22 protein-coding genes and 1 pseudogene are annotated in these 24,816 nt (G+C 66.9%); 12 read left to right on the forward strand and 11 right to left on the reverse strand.

The genetic code is table 11. The annotated features are described in order from the left end of the window. Positions 1–83 precede the first annotated feature (83 nt). From G6N55_RS07340 to G6N55_RS07380, 9 genes and pseudogenes are all read left to right on the forward strand, one after another. Positions 84–239, forward strand: a pseudogene (locus G6N55_RS07340) (thioesterase family protein); the annotation flags it as partial. Between the two features lie 320 nt (positions 240–559). Beyond that, positions 560–4,864: an AAA family ATPase gene (locus tag G6N55_RS07345; protein ID WP_085227116.1), complete on the forward strand. Its 4,305-nt coding sequence runs from the start codon at positions 560–562 to the stop codon at positions 4,862–4,864. Positions 4,865–4,989: 125 nt separating this feature from the next. Continuing rightward, positions 4,990–5,736 (forward strand): hypothetical protein, encoded by a 747-nt coding sequence (locus G6N55_RS07350; RefSeq protein WP_232078939.1) that lies wholly within the window; start codon positions 4,990–4,992, stop codon positions 5,734–5,736. Further along, the gene (locus tag G6N55_RS07355; RefSeq protein ID WP_085226593.1) at positions 5,702–6,910 is read left to right on the forward strand and encodes a polyprenyl synthetase family protein; all 1,209 of its coding nucleotides are present in this window, start codon (positions 5,702–5,704) and stop codon (positions 6,908–6,910) included. Before G6N55_RS07350 ends, G6N55_RS07355 begins: the two co-directional genes overlap by 35 nt. Next, on the forward strand, positions 6,907–7,365 hold the full coding sequence (locus G6N55_RS07360; protein ID WP_085226591.1) for a hypothetical protein: 459 nt from the start codon (positions 6,907–6,909) through the stop codon (positions 7,363–7,365). The genes G6N55_RS07355 and G6N55_RS07360 overlap by 4 nt, the downstream gene beginning before the upstream one ends. Beyond that, positions 7,362–7,637, forward strand: a complete 276-nt coding sequence (locus tag G6N55_RS07365; RefSeq protein WP_085226590.1) for a hypothetical protein — start codon at positions 7,362–7,364, stop codon at positions 7,635–7,637. The genes G6N55_RS07360 and G6N55_RS07365 overlap by 4 nt, the downstream gene beginning before the upstream one ends. Beyond that, on the forward strand, positions 7,634–8,656 hold the full coding sequence (locus tag G6N55_RS07370) for a hypothetical protein (RefSeq protein ID WP_085226588.1): 1,023 nt from the start codon (positions 7,634–7,636) through the stop codon (positions 8,654–8,656). Before G6N55_RS07365 ends, G6N55_RS07370 begins: the two co-directional genes overlap by 4 nt. After that, positions 8,649–9,053, forward strand: coding sequence for an SCP-2 sterol transfer family protein (locus G6N55_RS07375; RefSeq protein WP_085226586.1), 405 nt, complete (start codon positions 8,649–8,651; stop codon positions 9,051–9,053). The genes G6N55_RS07370 and G6N55_RS07375 overlap by 8 nt, the downstream gene beginning before the upstream one ends. After that, a complete protein-coding gene (locus tag G6N55_RS07380; protein ID WP_085226584.1) occupies positions 9,050–12,013 on the forward strand; it encodes an FAD-dependent oxidoreductase in 2,964 nt (987 codons plus the stop codon). The genes G6N55_RS07375 and G6N55_RS07380 overlap by 4 nt, the downstream gene beginning before the upstream one ends. Positions 12,014–12,020: 7 nt before the next feature. Here the strand turns inward: G6N55_RS07380 and G6N55_RS07385 are convergent, their stop codons facing one another. The 5 genes from G6N55_RS07385 to G6N55_RS07405 form a co-directional block, all read right to left on the reverse strand. Beyond that, positions 12,021–12,422: a flavodoxin family protein gene (locus tag G6N55_RS07385; RefSeq protein WP_169718523.1), complete on the reverse strand. Its 402-nt coding sequence runs from the start codon at positions 12,420–12,422 to the stop codon at positions 12,021–12,023. A gap of 50 nt (positions 12,423–12,472) precedes the next feature. Further along, on the reverse strand, positions 12,473–12,928 hold the full coding sequence (locus tag G6N55_RS07390; protein WP_085226581.1) for a tetratricopeptide repeat protein: 456 nt from the start codon (positions 12,926–12,928) through the stop codon (positions 12,473–12,475). Continuing rightward, a complete protein-coding gene (gene dapB / locus G6N55_RS07395) occupies positions 12,925–13,662 on the reverse strand; it encodes a 4-hydroxy-tetrahydrodipicolinate reductase (protein ID WP_085226579.1) in 738 nt (245 codons plus the stop codon). Before dapB ends, G6N55_RS07390 begins: the two co-directional genes overlap by 4 nt. 218 nt (positions 13,663–13,880) lie before the next feature. Further along, positions 13,881–14,969 carry an NAD(P)H-dependent amine dehydrogenase family protein gene (locus tag G6N55_RS07400; protein ID WP_085226577.1) on the reverse strand — a complete coding sequence of 363 codons (1,089 nt, stop codon included), beginning with the start codon at positions 14,967–14,969 and terminating at the stop codon, positions 13,881–13,883. 5 nt (positions 14,970–14,974) lie between these two features. Next, positions 14,975–16,000, reverse strand: coding sequence for a Rieske 2Fe-2S domain-containing protein (locus G6N55_RS07405; protein ID WP_085226575.1), 1,026 nt, complete (start codon positions 15,998–16,000; stop codon positions 14,975–14,977). A 176-nt stretch (positions 16,001–16,176) separates the two neighbouring features. On the opposite strand from G6N55_RS07405, the gene G6N55_RS07410 reads away from it, so the two are divergent. Together G6N55_RS07410 and G6N55_RS07415 are read left to right on the forward strand one after the other, a co-directional pair. After that, positions 16,177–16,755, forward strand: coding sequence for a TetR/AcrR family transcriptional regulator (locus G6N55_RS07410; protein WP_085227114.1), 579 nt, complete (start codon positions 16,177–16,179; stop codon positions 16,753–16,755). A 15-nt stretch (positions 16,756–16,770) separates the two neighbouring features. Beyond that, the gene (locus tag G6N55_RS07415; protein ID WP_232078941.1) at positions 16,771–17,295 is read left to right on the forward strand and encodes a GNAT family N-acetyltransferase; all 525 of its coding nucleotides are present in this window, start codon (positions 16,771–16,773) and stop codon (positions 17,293–17,295) included. Between the two features lie 6 nt (positions 17,296–17,301). On the opposite strand, the gene G6N55_RS07420 is transcribed toward G6N55_RS07415, so the two are convergent. The 4 genes from G6N55_RS07420 to G6N55_RS07435 all read right to left on the reverse strand — a co-directional run bounded on the left by G6N55_RS07420 (position 17,302) and on the right by G6N55_RS07435 (position 21,706). Beyond that, positions 17,302–18,384, reverse strand: coding sequence for a PDR/VanB family oxidoreductase (locus G6N55_RS07420; RefSeq protein ID WP_085226573.1), 1,083 nt, complete (start codon positions 18,382–18,384; stop codon positions 17,302–17,304). A 5-nt stretch (positions 18,385–18,389) separates the two neighbouring features. Next, positions 18,390–20,156: an SDR family oxidoreductase gene (locus G6N55_RS07425; RefSeq protein WP_085226571.1), complete on the reverse strand. Its 1,767-nt coding sequence runs from the start codon at positions 20,154–20,156 to the stop codon at positions 18,390–18,392. Between the two features lie 3 nt (positions 20,157–20,159). Further along, entirely contained in the window at positions 20,160–21,068 is a 909-nt protein-coding gene (locus G6N55_RS07430) for a metal-dependent hydrolase (protein ID WP_085226569.1), read from the reverse strand. 122 nt (positions 21,069–21,190) lie between these two features. Continuing rightward, positions 21,191–21,706 carry an HTH-type transcriptional regulator AldR gene (locus G6N55_RS07435; RefSeq protein WP_085226567.1) on the reverse strand — a complete coding sequence of 172 codons (516 nt, stop codon included), beginning with the start codon at positions 21,704–21,706 and terminating at the stop codon, positions 21,191–21,193. Between the two features lie 67 nt (positions 21,707–21,773). Here G6N55_RS07435 and ald point away from each other — a divergent pair, with 67 nt between their 5' ends. Next, a complete protein-coding gene (gene ald / locus G6N55_RS07440; protein ID WP_085226565.1) occupies positions 21,774–22,889 on the forward strand; it encodes an alanine dehydrogenase in 1,116 nt (371 codons plus the stop codon). A 3-nt stretch (positions 22,890–22,892) separates the two neighbouring features. Here ald and bla read toward each other — a convergent pair whose 3' ends face one another. Together bla and G6N55_RS07450 are read right to left on the reverse strand one after the other, a co-directional pair. Continuing rightward, the gene (gene bla / locus G6N55_RS07445) at positions 22,893–23,777 is read right to left on the reverse strand and encodes a class A beta-lactamase (RefSeq protein WP_139827075.1); all 885 of its coding nucleotides are present in this window, start codon (positions 23,775–23,777) and stop codon (positions 22,893–22,895) included. A gap of 6 nt (positions 23,778–23,783) precedes the next feature. Beyond that, positions 23,784–24,812 (reverse strand): nitronate monooxygenase, encoded by a 1,029-nt coding sequence (locus tag G6N55_RS07450; RefSeq protein ID WP_085226563.1) that lies wholly within the window; start codon positions 24,810–24,812, stop codon positions 23,784–23,786. Between the last annotated feature and the right edge of the window lie 4 nt (positions 24,813–24,816).

Raw genomic sequence — 24,816 nt, forward strand, 5'->3', positions numbered from 1 at the left:
GGCCGAGGCGGCCGAACACGCGAACACGCCACGGCCGCCATGACGGATACTCGAATCTGCTTGGGGCATCAACGATGCCGTGTCGCCCGGCCTTCGCCGGCGACATCACCAGCTCGCGCACGCATTGGGGCACACGCGGATTGCGCTACATCAATGCCGGCTACACCGTCACCGCGAGCCGCTTACCCGACGGCGAATTCATCGGATTGGTCGCCCAAAGCCACTACGGCGCGACAGGCCCGCCGATGCGTTCAAACCGGCCGATACCTAGTCCATCGGCGGCGCAGCGAGTGGGCCATCACCGTTCGTATGGTCCCGTCCGCCCGTCGGTCTGCTCGACCCTCGAAATCTCGCACTACATGCGGTGTTTGGGCTATGCTGACCCTCCACAAGCCGTAGAGCGGATCTGCGCAGTCCCGCAGCGAGGGGACCGTCACTGCGGTGGGTGGACATTTCCCTTGGAGGGGAGTGCCGTGTACATGCGCCTCAGCCTGCCATTCTCCAGCGTCGCCGTGGAGACGACGCCCAAGACGGTGTGCCCTGCGCCGTGACGACGCCACTGCTCGACATCGACGGCCGGGTGGTCGACCGACGGCAGGAGCTCACCGAACTCCGAACCGCGGTAGAAACGGCCGGACGGGTCAGCGGAGGATGCGTCCTGCTCAGCGGCGCTCCCGGAGTGGGCAAGTCGACGCTCACGCAGGCCTTCGGCGTCGAGGTCTCCGGCCGCAACTGCGTCTTCGCCTACGGCAGGTGCCGAGACGGTGCGCCGGCGCCGTACTCGGCCCTGGCGGACGCACTGAGCTCGGTGGTCCGGACCATGGAGGTCACCGGCCCGGCCGAGCGCGATGGTTGGCGTGCCGACCTGGTCAACGTGATGTCCGGGTTTACCGGCGTTCTCTCCGAACTCGTACCCGAACTGGCGCCGGTGCTGGGCGAATCGTCGGACGACGCCGACCTGGATGCCGCGGATGCGCGCCGTCGCCTGCACCGTGCCGCCATCCGGCTGGTGTCGACCACGGCGTCCTACCGCCCGGTGGTGCTGGCGCTCGATGACCTGCAGTGGGCCGACCGCGACACGCTGCTGCTGTTGTCCGAACTGTTGACGGTGTCGCCGCGCAACGTGTTGGTCGTCGGTGCGCACCGCACGGGTGAGTTCGACCCGAGCGCCGCGGGCTTCAAATCGGAAAGCCTCAACACCATCGAGCTGAAACCGCTGGCTCCCGAAGATGTCGAGGAGCTGCTCGCCGCCGTGTGCGGCCAGAGTGTGGAGCTGGGCGACGTGGCCGCCGAATTCCACCATCGGACCGGCGGCAACCCGCTGCAGGTCCGCCAGCTGCTGTACCGCGCGCAACGCGAAGGCGCGCTGGTCCCGGTCGGCCCCGGCGGCCACCCGAGCTGGGATCTGCGGGTGCTGATGTCGATCGAGGTCTCGGCCACGGCCGCCGAGTTCCTCGGCCGCTATCTCGAGCAACTTCGCCCCGCCGACCGGGAGGTGTTGAGTTCGCTGTCGTGCATCGGCGGCGAGTTCGACCTCGACGACGCCACGGCAGCGGCCGCGCTCTCGCCCGACGTCGTGGCGCATACGCTCTGGGCGTGCCTCGAGCTTCGCTTGCTCGAGGCACTCGACGGCGGCGGCCAGCGGATCACCAACGCGATCAGCCGCGACGCCCGCTACCGGTTCAGCCATGACCGCGTGGCCGAGGCGGCACGCGCGGGGCTGTCCGTCGACGAGATGCGCGCCATTCACCTGCGCATCGGCCGGCGGCTGGTCGCGCTTGGGGACGATCGGGTGTTCGAAGCCGCGCGCCACGTCGGCATCGGTGGCCTGGGGCTGGCCGACGACGTCGAACGCACCCAGTTCGTCGAGGCGGTAAGGCGGGCGGCACGAAAGGCCCGGGCGCAGGCGTCGTTCCCGTTGGCCCTCGGGTACTGCCGGAGCGCGCTGGACCTGCTCGGCGAGCAGCGTTGGGCTTCGCACTTCGAGCTGACCCGGGAGCTGCAGCTCGACGCCGCCGACGCCGCGCTGCTGGTCGGTGACGTGCCGGCGCTCAATGCGCTACTCGACGAGGCCGAGGAGCATCTGCACGAACCTGCGGACCGCGCCCGGCTCGCCTACCTCCGGCTCAAGGGGCGGGTAGCGGAGAACCGTCTCCAAGAGGCACTCGAGATCGGGCTGCAAGCGCTCGACGAGTTGGGCGAAAGGGTGGCGGGCGACGCGGGCAAGCCCCGCATGAACAACGCGATCGTCCGGACGAGATTGACGATGCGCCGCTGGAGCAACGAGCGACTGTTGGGGCTGCCGCACTGCGACGACCAGCGGGTGATCGCGCTGCACCGGATTCTCGCCGAGCTCTGCAACCTGTCGGTCCTCATCCGGCCCAACCTCTTGACGTTGCTGGTACGAAAACAACTCGATCTCACGTTGGCGCACGGCCACACGCCGTCCTCGCCGCTTGTCGTCACCGGGTACGGAATTGTCCTCGTGCTGCTCGGTGACCACGCGGGCAGCCAGCGCTTCGGCGAGGTGGGCATGCTGCTGGCAGAGCGCCCGGAGTTCCGGGAGGCCCGGCCGCAGACGGTGTTCATGCACCTGGACTACATCCGTCTCTGGCGCCACCCGATCCGCGACGGCTTGGGCGAGCTTCGCGATGCCGTCGAGGAAGCTCTCGACCAAGGCGACCAGGAAAACGCCGGATTCCTGGCCGCCGTCCTGCTCTCCCAGTCGTTCTGGGTCGGTCGCCCGCTCGCTGAGATCGACGCCCTCGCGAGCTCGCTGATCCCCCAAATCCGATCCCAGCCCGTGCCCAGCGCGCTTTGCCAGGCGATGCAGCAGCTCTGCCTCAACCTGATGGGCCGCAGCGCCGATCCCTTGCTCTTGGCCGGCGAGAGTGGCTACGACGAGCGAGACGTGCTGCCGGCGGCCCGCCGCGAGGGCGACGAGGTGGCCCTGGGCGTCGCCGCGGCCATGAAGCAGGGGCTGCACTTCTGGTGCGGCGACTACGTCGGCGCGGTGGCCGCCACCCTGGAGGCGATCGAGCACCTCGGCGGTCTGGACGGCACCACACCCGCACAACTCGTCTATCTGCTCGGCGCCCTCAGCATGATCCACACCGCGCCGCGCGAGCGCTCGACGGCCCGCTTCGTGCACCAGACCCTGGCGTCGCACCGCAAGTGGGCCGCGACCGCACCGGACAACTACGCGGCACCGTATGCGCTGATCCAGGGAGCGTGGGCGCACGCACGCGGGCAACACACCAAAGCGGAGCACTACCTTCACCAAGCGATCGAGCTGGCGGAGAAATATCAACTTCCCATCATCAGTGCGCGCGCCCACGAGCAGGCCGCAGCACTCTACGCCGAGACCGGGCGCACGACGCTGCACGAGCACATGCTGCGGTCGGCGTACCAGCGCTACCTGAATCTGGGTTTCGCGGTGCGCACGGACTGGCTCGCGCGAGAGCACCCCTGGCTACTGCGACGCGATCTGACGGGTTCGGCCGGAATCGACCCGGTCGGCGCGCATCAGCTGCTGCACGCGCTATCGGGGGCGCGGACCCCGGACAGCTTGGCCAACATCATTCTGGGCTCGGTTGCGGACACCACCGGTGCGGGCCGCGTCCTGTTCCTGACCGGTGAACCGGAGAACCTGTCGGTCCGCGCCATCAACGACCACGGCGACATTTCGATCGTGGACGGGCCGTGGACCGAGGTGCCCTATGACAGGGATATCGTGCGCCGCGTGGTGGACGGTGGCGCCCCGGTCATCGTTGCCGCCGACGATCAGCCGACTCAGGCATCACGACCGTCCATACTCGGCGCCCCAATAGCGGTTCGGGACAAGATAATTGGCGTGATTTATGCCGAGCGGGACGAGCCCGGCCGAAATTTCGGCGCCGACCACGAGCAGGCCGTCGGCTTCCTGTGCGCCCAGGCCGCCGCGTCCCTGTGGAACTTCCAGCTCGAGGCGCGCCTTCGTGCCGCCGACGAGTACCGACAGTCGCTCATGGACGTGCAATCGAGATTCGTGCCCAACGAACTGCTGCGCATCCTCGACATCGACGACCTTCGCCGCGTCCGCAGTGGCTACCGGGTCGAACGCGAAATGACAGTTCTCATCAGCGATATCCGCGGCTATACGACCATCATCGAGGACATGAACGTCGCCGAGGCGGGCAACTTGGCGATGGGCTTTCTACGGGCCGTGGAGCTTCCGATCATCAGCTACCACGGCATGATCCAAGACGTACGTGGGGACGAGATCGTCGCCGTCTTCGAGTCCGAGGCCGACGCCGTGCGGGCGGGATTGGCGATGCTGCGCTCCCTGCAGGAGCACAACCAGGAACGCAAGGCGCTGGGCTCCGAGGAGCTGCGGGTGGGCATCGGCATCAACACCGGCGCGGTAGCGGTGGGACTCGTCGGCGGCGTGAACCGCATGGTGCTCACCATCATTGGCGACGCGGTGAACCTGGCGGCGCGCATCGAAAGCACCAACAAGCGCTACGGCTCCGCCGTGCTCATCTCCGATCGCACGAAGAAACGGCTCGCCGATTCGGAGCAGTTCGACGTCCGTCGCATGGAACGCGTCATGGTGGTCAACCGACGGCGACCGGTAACGATTTACGAAGTGTACGACGAGGATTCGGCTGCACTTCGCGATGCGAAGCGCGCGGCGCAGCCCGCATTCGACAAGGCCTTCACACTGTTCGACGCGGGCGATGTCGCCGGCGCGCGCGCCGCCTTCGAACGATGCCGCGAGTTGCTGCCCGACGATCCGGTCGCGCCACTGCATCTGGCGCACTGCGACGCGGTGGCGCGCGGTGAGATGACCCCTGGTCAAGATGTGGCGCTGCTGAACAAGTAGTGCACTACTCTACTTGCACAACTTCGGCGATTCACTTGCGCACATGTTGATCGGGTCTGCATGATTTGAGCGACAGCCGGGGGCCGTCCTAGGGAGTGGCAGCCATGTACCTGAGTGCGGAGCGGTTGGCCCTGGCCAATCAATCGGTCAAAGAGACGTTCGAGCAGTGCAGCATCGTTTGGCAGGCCATCCCGAACTGGGATACCGGCGACCCCGGCCAGATCCGGGTGGCGGACGGCAAATACAACACACCGGGCTTTCTCAATCTCGGTGTCGAGGAAGAGGAATTCGAAGTAACGCTCGCGCAGGCGAACGGGCCGACCCCCGATTCACTGCTCACCGAAGTGATGGCGGCGAGCAAGACGCTCGCCAAAAAGGTCGACGACGACATCCTCCCGAAACTCTATGCGGGCGCAGCAACGACTTACCCGACGAAGGCCGGCGCCCAGGAACTACAAGACACGCTGATCAAGGCCCGAGCGGATGTCGAGGATGCCGGCTGTCGGGCGCCGTCCTGCCTGCTCACCAACACGACTGGGCTCGCCAAACTCAGCCAACTGGTCAGTGGGGCCTCGATCCTTCCGGTGCTCGTCACCGCGGCGAACTTCAACGCGCTGCACCGATCCACGCAACTTGATCCTCCCGATTCAGGTCCCCGGATGGTCTTGATCGGGCGACGCCGGCGGATTCCTCAGGGCGCCGCACCCGAGGCGTCGCCCGGTGAAGAGCCGGTGGACGTCGCCGTCAGCCTCGCACCCAGCCTGGAGATCGACGGCGAAACCGGCACGGGCGCAATCAAGCTGACCGTGCGGATCCGCTACGCATTGAGGATCACGGATGCCACCGGTCTCGTCGCTATCCACAACCCCTAAGCCACGTCACGGTGGTGTGAGCCCGACGGCGCCCAACCCGCTCGAGGACTATCTGGCGCTGTGCAAGCAAGCCTGCGACGGCGAGATCGACCGGCTGTACGGCCCCGGTGAGCGCGGATCCAACGCGCTCTACGACCTGATCCTCGACTACCCGCTGCGCGGCGGGAAAGCGTTGCGGCCGGCACTGAGCATCGCGACCTGCCTGGGGCTCGGTGGCCACCTCGAGGCAATTCTTCCGACCGCCGCGACGCTGGAGCTCTACCACAACGCGTTTCTCATCCACGACGACATCGAGGACGAATCATGGTGGCGGCGTGGCAAACCCACGCTGCACATCGACCACGGCGTGCCGATCGCGGTCAACGTCGGCGACGCCATGCTGTCACTCTCGCTACAACCGCTGCTGGACAACGTCGAACGCGTCGGGCTCGGGGCCGCCCTGCGCATCCTGCGGGCCGTCGCCAAGATGACCCGGATGACCGTTGACGGCCAGGCGCTGGAGCTCGAGTGGGTCCGGTCCAACACCTGGAAGCTCGACGACGCCGACTACCTCGAGATGGTGGAGCTCAAGACCAGCTGGTACACGTTCATCACGCCGCTACAGGCCGGCGCGATCGCGGCCGGCGCCGCGCCCGAGCGGATGGCTGCGCTGGAGTCGCTCGGCCGCCACCTCGGCGCGGCGTTCCAGATCACCGACGACCTGCTGAACTTGCGGGCCGATCCCGAGGAGTACGGCAAGGAGATCGGCGGCGACCTGTGGGAGGGCAAGCGAACCCTGATGCTGTTGCACACCCTGCGGTGCGCCGAACCGGACGACCAGGAGCGCGCCGTGGCGATTCTGGCCAAACGCCGCCCGAGCGCGGACGGTGAGCTCGGGCTGACCGAACTGCTCGATCGGCTGGCCGCCCGAGGCGAACTGTCCCAGACCGGCCGGGCCGAAATCGAGGAACGGCTGCAGGGGCATCATTCTTCGGAATGTAAGAGCCTCGACGACATTCAGTGGCTCTACGAATTGATGCACCGGGTAGGCTCGCTGCAGCACGCCCGGAATATCGCCGCGGGACACGCTCAGAAGGCGGGCGCCCTACTCGCCGGTCTCGACTGGTTCCCACGCAGCCGCCACCACGACGTGCTGGCCGACCTGGTGGACTACGTACACGGGCGGACCCGATGAACCCCGAGGCCCTGATCGCCATGCTGGCGGAGCTCGAGCGGATCCGCGAGGTCACTCTCGACCTCATCGAGCGGGAGAGCCCGTCGTTGCACCCGGCCCCGCCGGATGAGGCGTGCGGGACGGAGCGAACCGTGTTCGACCTACTCGTCGGCGCGCGCCGCGCGGTCCTGGGTAACCCCGCGGCCGCCCGAGGCGTGCACGACCTACTCCTGACCGAAGGCCGCCGCTACGCCAACACCCCGCGCGGGGCGCGGCTGCGCGACGGGCTGATCGCCTCCGAGGCGGTGGAGAACCTGCGACGCGTCTGGGAAATGGTGAGCCTCAACGTCCTCGGCGGTCCCGCCGCGCCCAACGGGTCCCCCGACGCCTGGGCCGACCTGCTGGCCGACGCTGTCATCGGACAAGGCCTAGACGATTCCGTCCTGGATCGCTTGCGGCCCGAGGGGTTCGCATGACGCTGACCGATCCTCGCGAAGCGCTCGCCGACCAGAGCGATTTCATCGGCTACCTGGTTGGCCTCGCCGCTCTGGCCCGGGTGGTCCACACCCTGGCCGCCGACAGCAACCGCCGAGTCGAGGCACCCCGCGACGCAGATGACTTCGTGCACGTCCTGCTCGGACTTGCCAGCCTCGGTGTGGCGATCGAACGCGTCGCGGGTTCGGCTATAGCGCAACAGATTACGGGTGCCGAGCCGCCCACGCCACCGGATAGGCGGTGGCTGCGATGAGCATGCTGCTGGCCCGCAACGACTTCCTGCGCGCCCCGCTGCTGGCCGCCGCCCGGCCGGCGGATTTCAAGGAATGGCACCACTTCGTGGTCCAGCGGCCGGGCTTGCGGCTCTTGATCAACTTCAGCATCAACAACGAGGTGTTCGGCGCGAATGCAGTCCGGCTAGCGCCGCGCGTCATCGTGATCGCTCACGACGAGAACTGGACCGGCGCCATCGAGCGGTTCGACGAGTGCGCCCTGGACGTCTCGGCCGATTTGGGCGAACTGACCATCGGCGCAAACCGGATGACCGTGTTGCCCGACGGCTACCACGTATCAATCGACCTGCCCGACAAGGGTATTCGGGGCGAAATGCACTTCACCTCGGTGAGCCGGCCATTCCTGGTGCGCAACGAACCCGCGGGTGAAGGCAGGATCAGCTGGCTTTTCGTTCCGAGGCTGCGCGCGCGGGGATGGCTGCACATCGGCGGCTGGGAGCACCGCATGGAAGACGACCTCGCCTATCACGACCACAACTGGGGCCGGTTCCGGTGGGGCGACGACTTCGGCTGGACGTGGGGCACCATTTTGCCCAGCGGACCCGGGGATCCGTGGTCGATGGTGTTCGCGGAGATCACCGACCGCAGCCGGTTGCGCTGTGTGTCCCGCTCCCTCTACGTGTGGCACCACGACGAGCCCGCCGCGATATTCCGGCACGCGGCGATACAGACGCGCTCGGACGGCAGGCTCGCCCGCCCGGCCGACTGCACCTTGCCGCCCCCGATGCGACTGCTGCTGGACGGTGAGGTGCCGGGTGTGCCGGAACGGATCGACATCACCGCGACGCGGGCGAGCGACAGCATGCGTGCGGAGTTCCGTTCGCGGTCCTATGCCCGTCTGGCGCAGCCGAGCGAGGTATACCTCGACCGATCGACGGTGCTCTGCGAAGCAGACGGTACCGTGCACGCAAGCGGCACGATCAAGGGCGAGGACTTCGACTTCGCCGGCACTGGTGTATTCGAGTTCCTTTATGGTTGAACAGATTTCATCGCTGCTGCGGCGCTCTGTCGAGCACCTGGAGGACGAGGTGCCCGACAGTTACCGCCGGCTGGTCGCAGAGTTCGGCCCGATGGTGGTCGAACTCGACGTCGACGGCGAGGTGTTTTCGGTTCGCGGCGGCGACCGACTTCAGGTGTCCGACGGTGCGGCACAGCCGGCCGGTGTCCGGATCGCCACCTCGCGCGTGACCATCCTCGATCTGCTCGACGCCGGGGTTGGGCTTGGCGAGGCCGTGGAGGCGGGCCGGATATCGGTACGCGGTTCGCTCGACGACGTTCAGCGTGCCCACGACTCGCTGCGAGCATACGTTGACGCCGCGGTCCGGGCGTCCACACAACCCGCACTGCTGACCGAACTGCGGGCGGGGACAACATGACCCAGCCCATCACGACGCCGGCATCCTGCGAACGACGCCCCACGGTAGCGGTGCTCGGGGCCGGCATCGCCGGGCTGACCGCCGCTCACGAACTCGCCGAACGCGGCTTCGTGGTCACCGTGTACGAGGCACGAGAAGACGAACGCAACGGGCTGGGGGCCGAGCCGGCAGGGACCTACCCGCCCGTCAAGCTCGGCGGCCTTGCGGCATCACAGTATTCGACGGTGGGCACGCACGACGGGAGCCAAGCCGAGCTGCGTCCCTTCCCGGGCCGGCGGGGCCGGCCGCGTCCCCCCGAGCGAGCGGTGGCGGGTGAACATGGCTTTCGCTTCTTCCCGGCCTATTACCTACACATCTGGGACCTGTTCCAGCGCATCCCGGTCTATCAGCACTTGCAATCGACCGGCTGGACACCAACCTCACGCACGATTTATGACAATGTCCGGCGAGTAATCACCCAGGGCGCCACTGCGAACGGCGAGCCGTCCCTCGTCTTTCCCCGCGAACTCCCACGCAACCCCGTCGAGTTTCTCGGAATCTTCGGTCAACTCCAGACATTGGGCTTCACCCCAGGCGACATCTCAACCTTCCAAAACAGGATGCAGCGCTACCTCGTCACCAGTCCCCTGCGCCGCACGCTGGAACTGCAGAACCTGTCCGCGTACGACTTCTTTGTCGGACACGACCGCAAGACCGGAACCAATCAGTTCTCGTACACGCCGCATTGCGATCTGCTGCTGCGCCAAATGCCAAGGGTCCTGGTCGCTCTCGACTCGAAATGGGGGGACGCGCGCACCAACATCAGCACCAATCTCCAGCTGTACCTGAGTATGGAACGCCGCGACAACAAGGCCGACGGGGTGCTCAACGGTCCTACCACCGAGGCGTGGTTCGACCACTGGTACCGCCATCTCGTGGCACTGGGCGTCCGCTTCGTCCGCAACGCGGCGACACGCCTCGACCCTCCCGCCTTCGACCGCGCGCTGCCGCCCCATCTGCGACCCCGCGCGCAGATCACGTTGGCCGACGGCACCCGGGTGACCCCGGAGTACACGGTCGTCGCCGTCGACGCCCCGGTTGCCGAAAACATCACCACCGCGCTGCGCGCGGCGGGCACCGGCGGCACCGTGGCCAGGCTGGACGGTTTCACCACCATCCCTCCCCCGCCCGACGGTCCCCTGCAGCCCGGTATGACGCGCCCCGAGCGACGCCGCGATCCCTACTCGATGGATGAGCTGGGCCGGGTGCCGTGGGATCGGTTCCAAACGCTGTGCGGCATCCAGTACTACTTCGACACGGAATTTCAACTGGTCCGCGGACACATGTTGTACGTCGGCACGGAGTGGGGGCTGTCGTCGATCAACCAGACCGGGTTGTGGGAGAAGCGGCCGGTTCTGGACCGCGACGGCCACGTCTCGGTGCTGTCGGTCGACATCGGGGATTTCAATACTCCTTCCAGTCATCTGGTCGACGAGTTCGGCCGGGGCAAGGCGGCCCGCGACTGCACTGCCGACGAAATCGCGGCCGAGGTGTGGCGCCAGATCGTCGCCGCGCTCGCCAGCAGCGCCGAATCCGTTGAGAGTGAGGTCATGCCGTGGCCCGCGTGGTACGCGCTCGATCGCGGCCTGGTCATGGCCGGCGGACCCGGTCAGGGCCACGGCCGCGTTGTTCGCAACGAGACACCGTATCTCGTTCCCATCGTGGGAGATTGGGACAATCGACCCGGCAGCGACCCGTGGAACCCGCACGGAACATCCTGGACGAGTACACCGAACGAGGACGGGTGGCTCGAAGACCTCGAACAATCGAACGTCTGGCAGGCCCGCCATGGCGGCTATCAGGTGCACAACAATTCGGTAGTGTTCGCGGGGACCTGGAACAAGACGTTCACTCGGTTGACGTCGATGGAGGCCGCGTGCGAGTCGGGACGCCATGCCGTCAACGCCATTCTCGACCACTACATCTGGGTTGGCTCAGGCGGTTTCGATCGCCGGGACAAGACCACGCCACTGAGCTGGGAGTTCCCCTACGGCTTCCTCGATCAAGGTCTGTCGAGTCCGATTCGGATGCCGACGCCGGCCGGTGACTACTGCTACGTGTTCGACATGGAAAACCGCGAGCCGGCCGAGACTCGTCCGCTACGCGTACTCGACTCGAAATACTGCCAGCAGTCGCTGCCGCATCCGTTGGACGCGCCGATCCCAGTCAGCGTTCCGCCGTTCCCCAACCCCACACTTGCTGGAGGTCAGCAAATGTCCATGCCTGCAATGGATTACAACCAGCAGTTGCTAGCCAGTCTCCAGAGTTGGCGACAGCTTCTCGAGCAGTGGACGGCCATGGCGCCCGGGTCGCCATTCCCGACCGCGCCGCCCGCGCCAGGGCCGTTCGCGCCCCCCGCGCCGCCGTTCGTGCCGCCCATGCCGTTCACCCCCCCGATGGCTGCGGCGGCGCCGGCGCCACCCGCGCCGGCTGACTACAGCCAGCAACTGCTCAGCTACCTTCAGGCGTGGCGGCAGTACCTCGAGGAGGCGACGGCCACGGTGCCGGCATCGCAGCGGACATCGACCACGGCTACCCCCAAGAACGGCGGTAAAGCCAGTCCTGACCGCGGGCCGGATGTGCTGATACCACCCGGCAACGACGCCGGGAGCAAAGGCATGCCGCAGAGTGGCGATGGTAAGAAATCGCCACCCAACTGGTCACCGGTCTATCGAGAGCCCAGCACTGATTCCGGGGCGCAATTCGCCCCGACCCGCGTCGACCCGGCCGCATCGGCGGCTCGGCCCGAAGCCTCGCGGCCGGTAGCCGAAACGCCCCGCGAGGCGGTGGGTTCGCCCTTCCTCAGCGTGATGAATCGCGTCGACCCCGCTGCGTCGCCGCAGGTCGCACCGAAATCGCTGTTCTCCCGGCCCGGCAGTTCGGCAGTTCTTCGGGAAGGCAGCGAAACGGGTTCGTCCTGAGCGGAATTCAGTCCATCAGCTGCGCGGCGATTGTCGCTCCGAGGTTCCAGCATGCCTCGACGTCGTCCTTGCTGGGTTTGCCCGAAACGACCACGGTGTCAGCGGCTTTCACCCAACCCAGGCCCGTCGTGATCCCGTCGACCGCGCGCTGCGCACCCTCGGTGCCCTCGTTGCCGTGCAGATACAAGCCGAACGGCCGTCCCTGCGTCGAATCGAGCAATTGGTAATAGGAACAGTCGAATGCATGCTTGAGAGCACCGCTGATGTAGCCGAGATTGGCCGGCGTGCCGAGCAGATATCCGTCGGCTTCCAGCATCTCGACGGGCGAGACCGTCAACGCCGGCCGTCTGATGACCTCGACGCCTTCGATCTCGGGGTCGGTCGCCCCGGCCACCACCGCCTCGAACATCTCCTGGCAGTGCGGCGACGGCGTGTGGTGCACGATCAGCAGCGTCTTGCTCACGGGCGCCCCTCCAACTCGACCGCCGTCTTCATGGCTTCGCGCGCGCGGCGGCGATCCCCCGCGTAGTCGTAGGCCCGGGCCAGCCGATACCAATGCCGCCAATCGTCGGGGTGGGCTTCCACTTCGGTGCGCACGGTGGCGAACAGCTCGTCGGCCGCATCGCGCCGGATGCGACCCGACGGCCGCCGCGGCAACGTGCTGGCATCGAGTTCCATCCCGTCCTCGGCGATCAGGCGGGCCAGCTTCTGGTGCGCGAATCCGGCCCGCAGCGTGGTGATCATCGCCCACAGCCCGATTAACGGCATGATCAACACCGCCAGCCCGAGGCCGACGGCGGCGGCCGGGCCCGAGGCGATCATCGCGATGGCCAACCGCCCCAGCAGCACGAAATACAGCACCATCGCCGCGCACAGGAACGCGATCAGCAATTGCGTGCGCAGCAACCTGCTCATTGCAGGTTGAGCAGGGGCTCCAGCCCCACCGTCAGCCCGGGGCGCTCTGTTACTCGGCGCACCGCCAGCAGCACGCCCGGCACGAACGACGTGCGGTCCAGGCTGTCGTGGCGGATGGTCAGCGTCTCCCCCTCGGTGCCGAACAGCACCTCCTGGTGAGCGACCAGCCCGGCCAGCCGCACCGAGTGCACCGGGATTCCGTCGACGTCGGCGCCGCGCGCACCGGGCAGGCCGGTGCTGGTGGCATCGGGGTTGGCCGGCAAGCCTTTTCGCGATTCGGCGATCAGCTTGGCGGTTCGGGTCGCGGTGCCCGACGGGGCGTCGGCCTTGTGCGGGTGATGCAGCTCGACGACCTCGGCGGAGTCGAAGAACGGCGCGGCCTGCTTCGCGAAATGCATGGACAGCACGGCGCCGATCGCGAAGTTCGGCGCGATCAGCACCGAGGTTTTCGGGCTGTCGGCGAGCCAGGTCTCGACCTGTTGCAGCCGCTCGGCGGTGAAACCGGTGGTACCGACCACGGCGTGAATTCCGTTGCCGATCAGGAACTCCAAGTTGCCCATCACCACATCGGGGTGGGTGAAGTCGATCACGACCTCGGTGTCGGACTCGGTCAGCAGACTCATCGGATCGCCGGCGTCCACTTCGGCGGACAATGTCAGATCCTCGGCGGCCCGCACACCGGCCACCATCGCCGACCCGACCTTGCCCTTGGCTCCCAGCACTCCTACCCGCATGGCCTTCACCCTAGACGGGCGATTCCGCGGGGTTTGTCCACAGTTGGTCCTTTGTCCACAAGCGGCGCCTTTGCCGTGGCTGGGGGCGATTTTGGCGAACAAGGAAATCGGCGAACGGGCTCACCGAGTGGATCCCGCCGCCGCAGTTCGACCTCGGCGAGCACCAACGACTACCACCACCTGCAACGGCTCCCGGGTGACGACGATGCCGGCCGAGGCTAGAGCTTGAACCGCCCGGCGAATCCGCGCAGCGGCAGGTCCGCACTGGTGATGAGCCCCGGGGGCGCCGCCACCACCGACCTGATCGAGGCGAGGGCGGGCATGCCGGTCACGGTCATGCCGATCGAGGCGAAGTTGTCCGGGTTGCTCAGGTCGACGCCGGGCTTGGGGAAGATCATGTGCTTGTTGTAGACGCAGGGGTCGCCCTTGATCGCAGTGATGTAGCAGCCCTTGATATCCCAGTGCGGGTCGGTGTGCGGGGTCATCTGCCATTCCAAATGCGTCTCCACCCGGGGCACCCCGTCGACCATGCCCTGGTACCTGATGTAGTTGCCGCCCAGGGAACCCTTGGGCAGGATGTACCAGCCCAGGTCGACGTCCTTGGTGCAGGCACCCAACTCGTAGCTGAACTTGACCTCGTCGAGTTCGACGTCGAAGCAATCGGCCATCATCAACACGCTGTCGGCGAACACGCGGGTGTATTTCTCCAGCTTGGCCGGGATCGACGGATCATCCACGGGCAGGCCGTAACCCACCTCGATCCAGGTGTCCTTGGAGTGGTGACACGACACGTCGACGGACTCGATCGTGGTGACGTTTTCGATGTCGGCGACGTCGGCCGAGCACACCACGCCGAGGATCTGGTTGAGCCCCGGGTTCATCCCGGTGCCATAGAATGTCGTGCCGCCCTTCTCACACGCCTCGGCCAGCAGCCGGCTCACCGGCTTGCCGGACGGGTGCGGATGGTTCGTGTCGCGATGCCACCCGGTGATCCAGTCGGCGGTGGTGACGATATCGACGCCCGCCTCGAGCACCTGTACGTAGAGATCCTCGTCGGGGAACACGCCGTGGAACGTCAGCACGTCCGGCTTGGCGGCGATGATCTCCTCGATGGTCCCGGTGAACTTCACCCCATTGGGCCCCACGCCGGCGAACTCGCCCGTGTCCTTGCCGACCTTATCCGACGAATACGCATGCACGCCAACGAGTTCCAGATCGGGCTGGGTCGCGATCCGCCTGATCATCTCCGAGCCGACGTTTCCACTTCCGACCTGGAAGACGCGGATCGGTCCAGCGGGTGCATTCATTGCATTCAGCCTTTCTGGGATGCTGCGGACACTTCGGCGGCGCTGCCACCGATGCCGTCGGGATAGAACTGCTTGGCCCACTGGCGAATTGCCGTGAACCCTTCGTACTCGTCGGTGGCCAGCGCGGGCGGATCCGAATACCGCTGGTGCTGCCAGATTTCGATGTCCTGCTCGAACTGCCGGATGACCTCTCGGCCGAACTCCTGTGCCTTGGTCTCGGCGCGGACCGGATCCTTGTGCGGCGCGCGGCCGATGTAGACCATGAACCGGACGTCGGAGGTGCACTCGTCGACCGGCGTGACCGCGGAGATGGTGCGGTTGTCGATCATGCCCCAACTCTTGGTCACCGCGATTCCCAGCCCGCCGTTGACGGCCTCGACGCCGCTGTTCACGTCCTCGATCCGCTGCCCGTCGTCGCCTTCGAACGTGATGGTGAAATCCACGAAGGACACGGGCTCGGCGAAGTCGTGGCGGGTGAAGACCGGCACGATCGGCGTGTTGTGCACGTATTTGAAGTGCGCGAAGTCCACCCCGTTTTCCAGCACGTACTGCGGATGCAGCTCCAGGCCGGCGCGGTACAACCGCTGCTGCGGGTAGTAGCCGTCGGCGCTGCTGCCGTCACCGAATGCGGCGAAAACGTCCGGGGCTTCGAAGAAAGGCTCGCGACGCTCGACGTCATGCCAGATGTAGACCGACTCGTTGCGCTCCACCACGGGATAGGTGCGCACCCGGCGCCCCCGGTTGGGGCGGTCCTGATACGGAATGCGCACGTTGCGGCCCTCGTTGCTCCACTGCCAGCCGTGGAACGGGCACTGCAACACCTCGCCGACGACCTTGCCGCCGTATCCCAGATGCGCACCCAGGTGTTCGCAATAGGCGTTCATGACGGTGAGCTGGCCGGACTCGGCCCGCCAGGCCACCATTTCCTGGTCGAAGTACTTCATCTTGTGGACGTCCCCGATGCTGATCTCCTCGGACCAGGCGACCTGGAACCATCCCGTCGGTTTCATCGACAACGGCGGCTTGGCCATCAGAGCTGTCCTCCAACAATCACAGTACCTTCTATGAAAAAGTTAGTCTGCTCGGCCGCCGCATGCAAGCCATCGATTAGGATCGGCCGATGGCGCAGCGGGCTACCAGGCACGTTTCGGAGGCCGGCATCGTGGGCCGCCGGCCGAACCGGCGCGGCAGCGCGACCCGCGAGAACATGCTCGAGGCCGCGTTGCGATCACTGGGCTCGGGCGAACCGGGCTCGGTGTCGGCCAATCGCATCGCCAAGGAGATCGGCGCCACCTGGGGTGCGGTGCAGTATCAGTTCGGCGATACCGACGGGTTCTGGGCGGCGGTGTTGCACCGCACCGCGGAGCGGCGCGAGTCGACGTTCTCGACCCTGTCGACACCGATCCGGCCGAACGCACCCCTGCGCGAGCGCGTCAGCGCCATCATCGAAACGCTGTACCGCGGTCTGGCGTCGCCGGATTCACGCGCGATCGAAAATCTGCGCGCCGCCCTCCCCCGAGACCCCGACGAGCTGGAGCGCCTCTACCCGCGCACCGCCGCGGAATTGTTCTCCTGGGGCAAGAGCTGGCTGGAGACCTGCCAGAACGCGTTCGCCGGGCTCGACGTCGATCCGGACCGGGTCCGCGAGGTGGCCGCGCTGATCCCGGGTGCGATGCGCGGCCTGGTGTCGGAGCGTCAATTGGGTTCGTACGCCGACCTGGACATGGCCCGGCGAGGTCTGATCAACGCCCTGGTCGCCTATCTCGAGCACTCCCGGGCCGACTGACCTTACAGTGGCCCTGTGAAATCCAGGGACGTCAAGATCCGCAGGGCCGGGCCAGGCGATTTCGAGAAGGTCGCGGCGATGCACTACCCGGTGTGGCGGCAGTCCCTGGCCGGAATCCTGGAGGATCACGTGCTCGACGTGATCTCGACGCCGAAATTGTGGGCCACCGTGAAATACCCGGAAGCGTTGATGCAGCCGGGCTGGGGCATGTGGGTTGCCGAGGCCCGCGGCAAGCTACTGGGCATGACGGTCTTCGGGCCCGACGCCGCCAATCCCAATGACGTGAAGATCGACGCTCTCTACACCGCGGCGGACGCAAAGGGGCTAGGCGTCGGTGTGCGCCTGCTCAACAAGGCCGTGAATTCGAATCCGTCGGGTGATGTGGTCTTGTGGTGCGCCGAGGTAAGCGCCGAAGCACGACAGTTCTACGAAGACAATGACTTTCAGCTTGAAGACCGGACTCTGGTTTGGGAGCCGCTGCCCGGCGTGAGTGTGTCCCACGTGGGCTATCGACGTCGCAAATCGGCGCCCGAAGGCTGAGCGCGCTCACGCGTCGATGACCAGGCGCGCGGCCTTGGCCCGCGACATGCAGACCAGCATCTCATCGTCGCCCACCACCGTGCGCCCGCGGTGATCAACCTGTCCGGCAAGCACTTTGACCTTGCACGTCCCGCAGAAGCCCTGCTGGCAGGAGTACGGGGTGGTCGGATCGTGATCGCGCATCACGTCCAGCGCCGAGCGGTTGGCGGGAACGTGCAGCACCCGGTGCGACCGCGCCAGCTCCAGCTCGAACGGTGTGCCGTCGACGACGGGCGCCGGGCTGAATCGCTCGTAATGCAATGGCGCCTCGGCGTGTTCGTTGCGGGCCAGGCGGACCACCTCGAGCATCGGGCCCGGGCCGCACACGTAGACGGCCGTCGCCGGCCCGGCACCGGCGAGCAGATCGTCGACGGCAGCACACCGGCCGTTTTCGTCGTCGGCCCACACCGTCACCCGGTCCGGCGCCACCGCCACCACTTCGTCGAGCAACGGCATGTACTCCCGGCTGCGCCCGGCATAGATTGCCCGCCAATTGATTCCGCGCTGCTGGGCCACCTGGATCATCGGCAGAATGGGCGTCACGCCGATGCCGCCGATCACGAATAACACGTCACGCTCGGCCGCGCCGAGATAGAAGGCGTTGCGCGGGCCTTCGAACACCAGCGTGTCGCCCACACCGAACGCCTCGTGCATTTCGATCGAACCGCCTCCGCCGTCGGCGATCCGGCGCACGGCGATGCGGTAGTCGGTGCGCCGCCCGGGCGGACCGCACAGCGAGTATTGACGTCGCCGCCCCGACGGCAGCACCACATCGATGTGCCCGCCGGGTGTCCAGGGCGGAAGCAACCCGCCGCCCGGGTCGGCCAGCGTCAACGCGACCACATCGGGTCCGACGAGTTCGCGTTTTGTGACGACGGCGGATTGGGTACGCCGCACCGGCTTGATCCGCGAGGGCTCCCACCTCGACACCGAACTGAGCCCGTCGAACAACACCCGGATCCCCCACAGCACCGTGCCGAGGCGGTCGCGGTCGCGCCGGCCATAGAGGTCGGCGGGCCTACTCGTCCAGATGCTTTCCCGCACAGGCAAATCCCCTACGTCGGCCGAATGTCCAACCGCGCCAGCAGCCGGATCGCCGACGGGCTGATCCGGCGCATCGCGTAGCCGATCCTGGATTCCGCGGCGACCGGCAACACCGCGGGGCCGGTCTTGATGGCCTTGACGATCGCCCGGGCCACGGCCTCCGGGGTGTAGTTGCGGCGCCGGTAGGCCACGTCGGCCTTGTCCCGGGCGCGTTCCTGCTCGTCGTCCGACATCCCGGCGTAGACGGTATTTTTGGCGATATCGGTGTTGACGAATCCGGGACACACCGCGGTGACGGTGATGCCCTCGTCGGCGAAGTCGGCCCGCAGCGATTCGCTGAACCCCAGCACCGCCGCCTTCGTGGTGCTGTAGGCGACCATGGACTTCGACGGCAGGTACGCCGACGCGGAAGCCACGTTGATGATCGCGCCGCCCTCGCCACGCTCGACCATCTGCGCGCCGAACGCCCGGCTGCCGGAGATCACACCGCGCAGGTTGACCCCGATGATGTCCTCCCAGTTACCCGGGCTGGTCTCCAGGAACCGGCCCGCCATCCCGATCCCGGCATTGTTCACCAGGATGTCGACCACACCGTGGTCGTTGAGTACCTGTGCGGCAAGGTCGTTCATCGCCTTTTCGTCGCTGACGTCGGCCTGGTACACCACGGCCTCGGCGCACGCGGCGCGAACGGCGTCCGCGGTTTCGTTGGCCGCGTACAGGTTTCGATCGACGATGATCACCTTGCGGGCACCGTGACGGGCCAGTTCCACGGCGGTGGCCCGGCCGATTCCGGCACCCGCGCCGGTGATCAACGCGAGCTTGCCCCCTATCTCGTGCGGGCCGCCCCGTACCGAGGGCTCACCGGCGGTGAGGGTGCCGGCGACGGTGCGGTCGATCCACTCACTGGTCAGCCGGGCCACGACGTCGGGACGCGACGTCACCACCCAGTGACCGCCCTCGATCGAAACCACCCTTCCCCCAGCGGGAATGGCGCCGGTGAAGCGCTGCAGAGCGGGCGTCACGAAGAGGTCCATGCGCGGCACGAGCACCTGGACCGCGACGTTGGTCTTGGGTAGTTCGCGTCCCGGCATCAGCATCGGCGAGGGCATGTTGGCCCGATACAGGTTCAACCCGTTGACATAGTCGGCGATCGACCGCGGCGTCACGCGACGCTGGCTACGCGTGCTCGATCGCCCGATACGTTCCACGGCTTCAACGACTTTCACGCCGATGCCGGAATGGAAAGCCGCTTCGGGCACGCCCGGGCACAGGAAGAAGCCGATGTAGGTCGACGCCATCAGCTGCCCCGCCACCTGGGCCAGCGACCGCGGGTTGCGCGCCGACCGCAAGAACCTGCCCGCGTACTGCAGATGCGGGCCCGAGATCGAGGTGAACGAGGCGATCTTGTCCATCACCGATTCGTCGGTGATGGCCGCCCAGGCCTGAATCGAGCCCCAGTCGTGGGCCAGCAGGTGGACCCGCTCGACCCCGAGGCTGTCGATCACCGCGCCGAGATCGGACACCAGATGCTCGAACGCATACCCGGATTGCTTTGCCGGACGCGATGATTCGCCCGCCCCGCGTACATCGTAGGCGACGAAGTTGTAGCGGCCGGCGTAGTTCTGCGCGAACTCCTCGGCGACCGGATCCCAGACGTGGTGGTTGTCGGGCCAGCCGTGGATGGCCAGGATGGTCGGTCGCGCCGGGTCGATTTCGGTGTAGCGATGGACGGCCAGGGCCACACCGTTGGATGCGGTGAATCCGAAGTTGATGGTCATGGATCAGTGCGATGCCCTTGCTGCAGGAGAGACGGCCAGATAGTCGACCGCTCGCCCAAGCCCGCCCAGTTGCGAGGGGTGGAAGCCCGGCCGGTAGTAATCGGCGATACCACGCAGGAATCGTAGCGGGCCGGGCAGCAGCCCCCGGCGGGCCGCTTTGACGTAGTCGCGCCAGCGCGGCTTGGTGCCCGGCGGCAACAGCGGGTCCACCGAATACAGGTAGCGCACACCGCGAATCCACAGCAGCAACATCGCCGGCGAGACCACCAGCTGTGCGCGCACCCGCCGCCAATACCCGGCCCGCAGATGCTTCATGGTGTCGAAGGCCACCGCCTTGTGCTCGACTTCTTCGGCACCGTGCCAGCGCAGCATGTCCAGCATCACCGGGTCGGTGCCGATCGCGTCGTGCGCCGGAGTGTTCAGAATCCACTCGCCCAAGATCGCGGTGTAGTGCTCGATCGCGGAGACGAACGAGACCTGCTCGGCCAGCCAACTATCCTGGCGCCGCTTGCTCCACCCCGGCCGCGATCCCAGCACCTTCTCGAACATCCACCTGACCTGGCCGGTGTAGGGCGTCACGTCGATGCCCCGCGCGTCGAACCGGGCGAGCACGCCCGCGTGCGCCCGCGAATGCACCGCCTCCTGGCCGATGAATCCCTGCACGTCGAGGCGCAGCTGGTCGTCCTGGATCAACGGCAGTGCTCGCTTGAACACCTCGACGAAGAACTCCTCACCCGCGGGCAGCAGCAGGTGCAGGACGTCGAGCATGTGCGTGGTGAACGGCTCGCCGGGCACGTAGTGCACCGGCAGCTTCGCCCAGTCGAATGCCACATCACGCGCCTCGAGCACGAGACGCTCATGGTCGAGCGACGTGTCGTGCGGACCCGCGGCCTGGTCGTCGACGGTGAACATATGGCCCCCTACCTGCGCGTTTACTCCGACAAAAGTCGTCTCGGTGAACATCGGGCATCGCAAGTATAAGTTTGCGACACGAATATGCGAAACCGCCGGTACTGGGTTTCTTGCGGACCCTGCTAGATCGGGGCTGCTCCACGGAGATGTTCGAAGATCAAGGAGGTCTGAGTTCCGGCGACATCGGCGTCGGCGTTGAGGTTCTCCACCACGAACGAACGCAGGTCTTCGGTGTCGCGGGCGGCGACGTGCAGGATGAAATCGTCTGCGCCGGCGAGGAAATAGACATCCATCACCTGTCGCCGGCCGCGGATCTGGTGGATGAAGCTGCGGATCTTGCCGCGCGCGTTGGATTGCAGGGTCACCGAGATCATCGCCTGCAGCGGCATTCCCGCCGCCACCGGGTTGATGTCGGTGTAGAAGCCCCGGATCACGCCGAGGTCCACCAGCCGCCGTACCCGCCCGTGACACGTCGACGCCGCGATTCCGACCGCCTCGGCCAGCGCGTTGTTGGTGATGCGTGCGTCGGCGTGCAGCAGGCTCAGAATCTTGCGGTCCACGGCGTCAAGGTCGGCGGGCCGAACATCCTTCGGCACATCAGCCAGTCCGCCTGCCATATCCGTTGACTTATCGGTCATAAGCCGATGTTATGAAATTAACATCAGCCTGTTTGCCACTTCGCCGAAACTTCTTCACAATTGGGGCATGCGAGTCGGTATTCCAACCGAGACCAAAAACAACGAATTCAGGGTGGCCATCACCCCGGCCGGCGTCGCAGAACTGACGCACCGCGGCCACGAGGTGCTGGTCCAGGCCGGCGCCGGAGACGGTTCGGCAATCACCGACATGGAGTTCAAGGCGGCGGGCGCGCAGCTGCTCAGCTCCGCCGAGCAAGTGTGGGCCGATGCCGACCTGCTGCTCAAGGTCAAGGAGCCGATGCCCGCGGAGTACGCCTTGCTGCGTTCCGGGCAGGTCCTGTTCACCTATCTGCACCTGGCCGCGTCGCGTGCCTGCACCGACGCGTTATTGACTTCCGGCACAACCTCGATCGCTTACGAGACGGTGCAGACCCCCGATGGGGCGCTGCCGTTACTGGCCCCGATGAGCGAGGTCGCCGGCCGGCTGTCCGCTCAGGTCGGCGCCTATCACCTGATGCGGACCCAGGGTGGCCGCGGCGTGCTGATGGGCGGGGTGCCGGGCGTCAAGCCCGCCGACGTCGTGGTCATCGGCGCCGGCACCGCCGGTTACAACGCGGCCCGCATCGCCGGCGGCATGGGGGCCAGCGTGATGGTGCTGGACCTCAACATCGACAAGCTGCGCCTGCTCGACGCCGAGTTCACCGGGCGCATCCAGACTCGCCACTCGTCGGTCTACGAGCTCGAGGGTGCCGTCAAACGCGCCGACCTGGTGATCGGGGCCGTGCTGGTGCCCGGCGCCAAGGCGCCGAAACTGATCACGAATTCACTTGTCGCACAGATGAAACCGGGCGCGGTGCTGGTGGATATCTCGATCGACCAGGGCGGGTGCTTCGAGGATTCGCGGCCCACCACCCACGACGACCCGACGTTCGCGGTGCACGACGCGCTGTTCTACTGCGTGGCCAACATGCCCAGCGCGGTCCCGAAGACCTCGACCTACGCGCTGACCAACGCGACCATGCCGTATGTGCTCCGGCTCGCCGACCACGGCTGGCGAGACGCCTGCCGGTCGGATCCGGCCCTGGCGAAGGGCCTCTCGACGCACCAGGGCGCGCTGTTGTCGCAGCGGGTCGCCGCCGACATCGGCTTGCCGTTCACCGAGCCGTCCGGCGTGCTGGCCTGACGCTCAGCCCGGCCCGGTCAGCCATCCGAACACCGACTTCGTCACCTCGGCGATGAGTGGCCGCAGCGCGTCGGCGTCCCGATTGGCCGACTGCGAGCGCGTCATCAACGACAGCAGCACGCGCTGCCCGGCCGGCCCGTAGACCATGCCGATGTCGTTGGTGCTGCCGTAGTCCCCGCTGCCGGTCTTGTCGGCGGTGGTCCACCCCGGCGGCAGACCGGCCCGCATGCTCGAGGTCACATTGCCGCGCATCCACTGTTCCAACTGGCTGCGCTGCGCGTCGCCGAGAACCGTTCCCGTGAACAGGTTTTGGATACCGATGCCCAGGGCTCGCGGGGTGCTGGTATCGCGCGGGTCGCCGGGGATCGCGGTGTTCAATTCGATCTCCCACCGGTCGAGCCGCGTGCGCTCGTCGCCGATCGAGCGGGCGAAGTCCGTGATCGCCGGCGGTCCGCCGATCTGCGCCAACAGCAGGTTGGCGGCGACGTTGTCGCTGCGCTGCAACGCGGCCGCGCACAGCTGCGCGAGTGCCATGGTGTTACCGGCCTGCGGCGCGGTCACCGGGGAGTTGGGCAGCAGCGCGGCGGGATCGATGAAAACCCGTTGCTGCAAATCCAATTCGCCGCGCTGCACCTTCTGCAGCACCCGCGCCGCGGCGTAGGCCTTGAACGTCGAGCACATCGCGAACGGGTCGTCGTCGCGATGTGCCACGGTGCGTCCCGACCCGAGATCCGTCGCGAGAAGCGCGATGTACGCGTCGTATTGACGCTCCAGCTCGGCCAGGCGGTCGTCGACCTGCGCCGGGTCGGCGTGCAGGGTCGCGCAGGCGGCCAGCGCCGGAATCGTCATGGCGGCCAGCAACATCCGCCGGCGGGTGAGCTCGGGCACGGCGCGTTAGTCGTTGGGTGTGAGACTCGCGACGATATCGGCCACCGGACCCGGCTGTGCGTTGCGGAACGACGTCCCCGCCCAGAGGTTCATGCCCTGCGGATCTTCGCGCTCGGCCGCGGCCTCGCGGATCGGCAACGTCATCTGGTTGACCTCGGGATAGCCCAGCGGCGCCACGTTGTCGAACAGACGAATGAATTCGTTCTCCAGACTGCGCGCATACCGGCCCGAGAACGCGCGCGTGACGATGGTCTTGGCGAAGAGTTGGTTCTTCATCGCGACGCGCTGCCCGGTGGTGGTGCCGGCTTCGTCGGTGAGCAGTAACGCGGTTCCCACCTGAGCGGCCACCGCTCCCCTGCGCAGCACACCCGCGACATCCTCGGCGGTGCCGAGCCCGCCCGCGGCGATGATCGGGATGTCGCGATGCGCGCGATGGATGCGGTCGATCAGCTGATGCAGTGTTTCGCTGCCGGGGTCCATGTCGGGCGCGAAGGTGGCGCGGTTTCCCCCGGCATTGGGGCCCTGGACCACCAGGCTGTCCGCACCGGCGGCGACGGCCACCCCGGCCTCGTAAAGCGATGTCACCGTGACCATCACCAACAGCCCGAGCGCTCCCAGCCGCCGGATCACATCGGGCGACGGCACTCCGTAGGTGAAGGACACCAGCTCCGGGCGCAGGTCGGCGACGACTTCGAGCTTGCGCGCCCAGTCGTCGTCGTGACCGAATTCGGGCCGGCCCACGTAAACCTGGTAGTGCTCGGCGATCGATTCGAGCGCTTCCGCGTAGTAGTCCAGTGCGACCCAGTCGGCGACACTGGGTTGCGGCACAAGCAGGTTCACCCCGAGCGGACCGGTGGTGGCGGCGCGCGCCGCGGCCACGTCCTGCGCAAACTGATCCGCGCTCACGTACCCGGCGGGGACGAAACCGAGTCCGCCCGCGTTGGACACCGCGGCCGCCAATGCCGGGCTGCCGGGTCCGCCCGACATCGGGGCGCCCACGATCGGCACCGCGATATCCCAAAAACCCAGTACCATCCGG

Source organism: Mycobacterium florentinum (assembly GCF_010730355.1).
Classification (GTDB): Bacteria; Actinomycetota; Actinomycetes; order Mycobacteriales; family Mycobacteriaceae; genus Mycobacterium; species Mycobacterium florentinum.

What these genes read in the sequence shown, in the direction of transcription:
- G6N55_RS07355 (WP_085226593.1), top strand. Translation starts at nt 5,702, where the DNA reads ATGCCACCGGTCTCGTCGCTATCCACAACCCCTAAGCCACGTCACGGT.
- G6N55_RS07360 (WP_085226591.1), top strand. Translation starts at nt 6,907, where the DNA reads ATGAACCCCGAGGCCCTGATCGCCATGCTGGCGGAGCTCGAGCGGATC.
- G6N55_RS07365 (WP_085226590.1), top strand. Translation starts at nt 7,362, where the DNA reads ATGACGCTGACCGATCCTCGCGAAGCGCTCGCCGACCAGAGCGATTTC.
- G6N55_RS07370 (WP_085226588.1), top strand. Translation starts at nt 7,634, where the DNA reads ATGAGCATGCTGCTGGCCCGCAACGACTTCCTGCGCGCCCCGCTGCTG.
- G6N55_RS07375 (WP_085226586.1), top strand. Translation starts at nt 8,649, where the DNA reads ATGGTTGAACAGATTTCATCGCTGCTGCGGCGCTCTGTCGAGCACCTG.
- G6N55_RS07380 (WP_085226584.1), top strand. Translation starts at nt 9,050, where the DNA reads ATGACCCAGCCCATCACGACGCCGGCATCCTGCGAACGACGCCCCACG.
- G6N55_RS07385 (WP_169718523.1), bottom strand. Translation starts at nt 12,422, where the DNA reads ATGTTCGAGGCGGTGGTGGCCGGGGCGACCGACCCCGAGATCGAAGGC.
- G6N55_RS07390 (WP_085226581.1), bottom strand. Translation starts at nt 12,928, where the DNA reads ATGAGCAGGTTGCTGCGCACGCAATTGCTGATCGCGTTCCTGTGCGCG.
- dapB (WP_085226579.1), bottom strand. Translation starts at nt 13,662, where the DNA reads ATGCGGGTAGGAGTGCTGGGAGCCAAGGGCAAGGTCGGGTCGGCGATG.
- G6N55_RS07400 (WP_085226577.1), bottom strand. Translation starts at nt 14,969, where the DNA reads ATGAATGCACCCGCTGGACCGATCCGCGTCTTCCAGGTCGGAAGTGGA.
- G6N55_RS07405 (WP_085226575.1), bottom strand. Translation starts at nt 16,000, where the DNA reads ATGGCCAAGCCGCCGTTGTCGATGAAACCGACGGGATGGTTCCAGGTC.
- G6N55_RS07410 (WP_085227114.1), top strand. Translation starts at nt 16,177, where the DNA reads ATGCTCGAGGCCGCGTTGCGATCACTGGGCTCGGGCGAACCGGGCTCG.
- G6N55_RS07425 (WP_085226571.1), bottom strand. Translation starts at nt 20,156, where the DNA reads ATGACCATCAACTTCGGATTCACCGCATCCAACGGTGTGGCCCTGGCC.
- G6N55_RS07430 (WP_085226569.1), bottom strand. Translation starts at nt 21,068, where the DNA reads ATGTTCACCGTCGACGACCAGGCCGCGGGTCCGCACGACACGTCGCTC.
- G6N55_RS07435 (WP_085226567.1), bottom strand. Translation starts at nt 21,706, where the DNA reads ATGACCGATAAGTCAACGGATATGGCAGGCGGACTGGCTGATGTGCCG.
- ald (WP_085226565.1), top strand. Translation starts at nt 21,774, where the DNA reads ATGCGAGTCGGTATTCCAACCGAGACCAAAAACAACGAATTCAGGGTG.
- G6N55_RS07450 (WP_085226563.1), bottom strand. Translation starts at nt 24,812, where the DNA reads ATGGTACTGGGTTTTTGGGATATCGCGGTGCCGATCGTGGGCGCCCCG.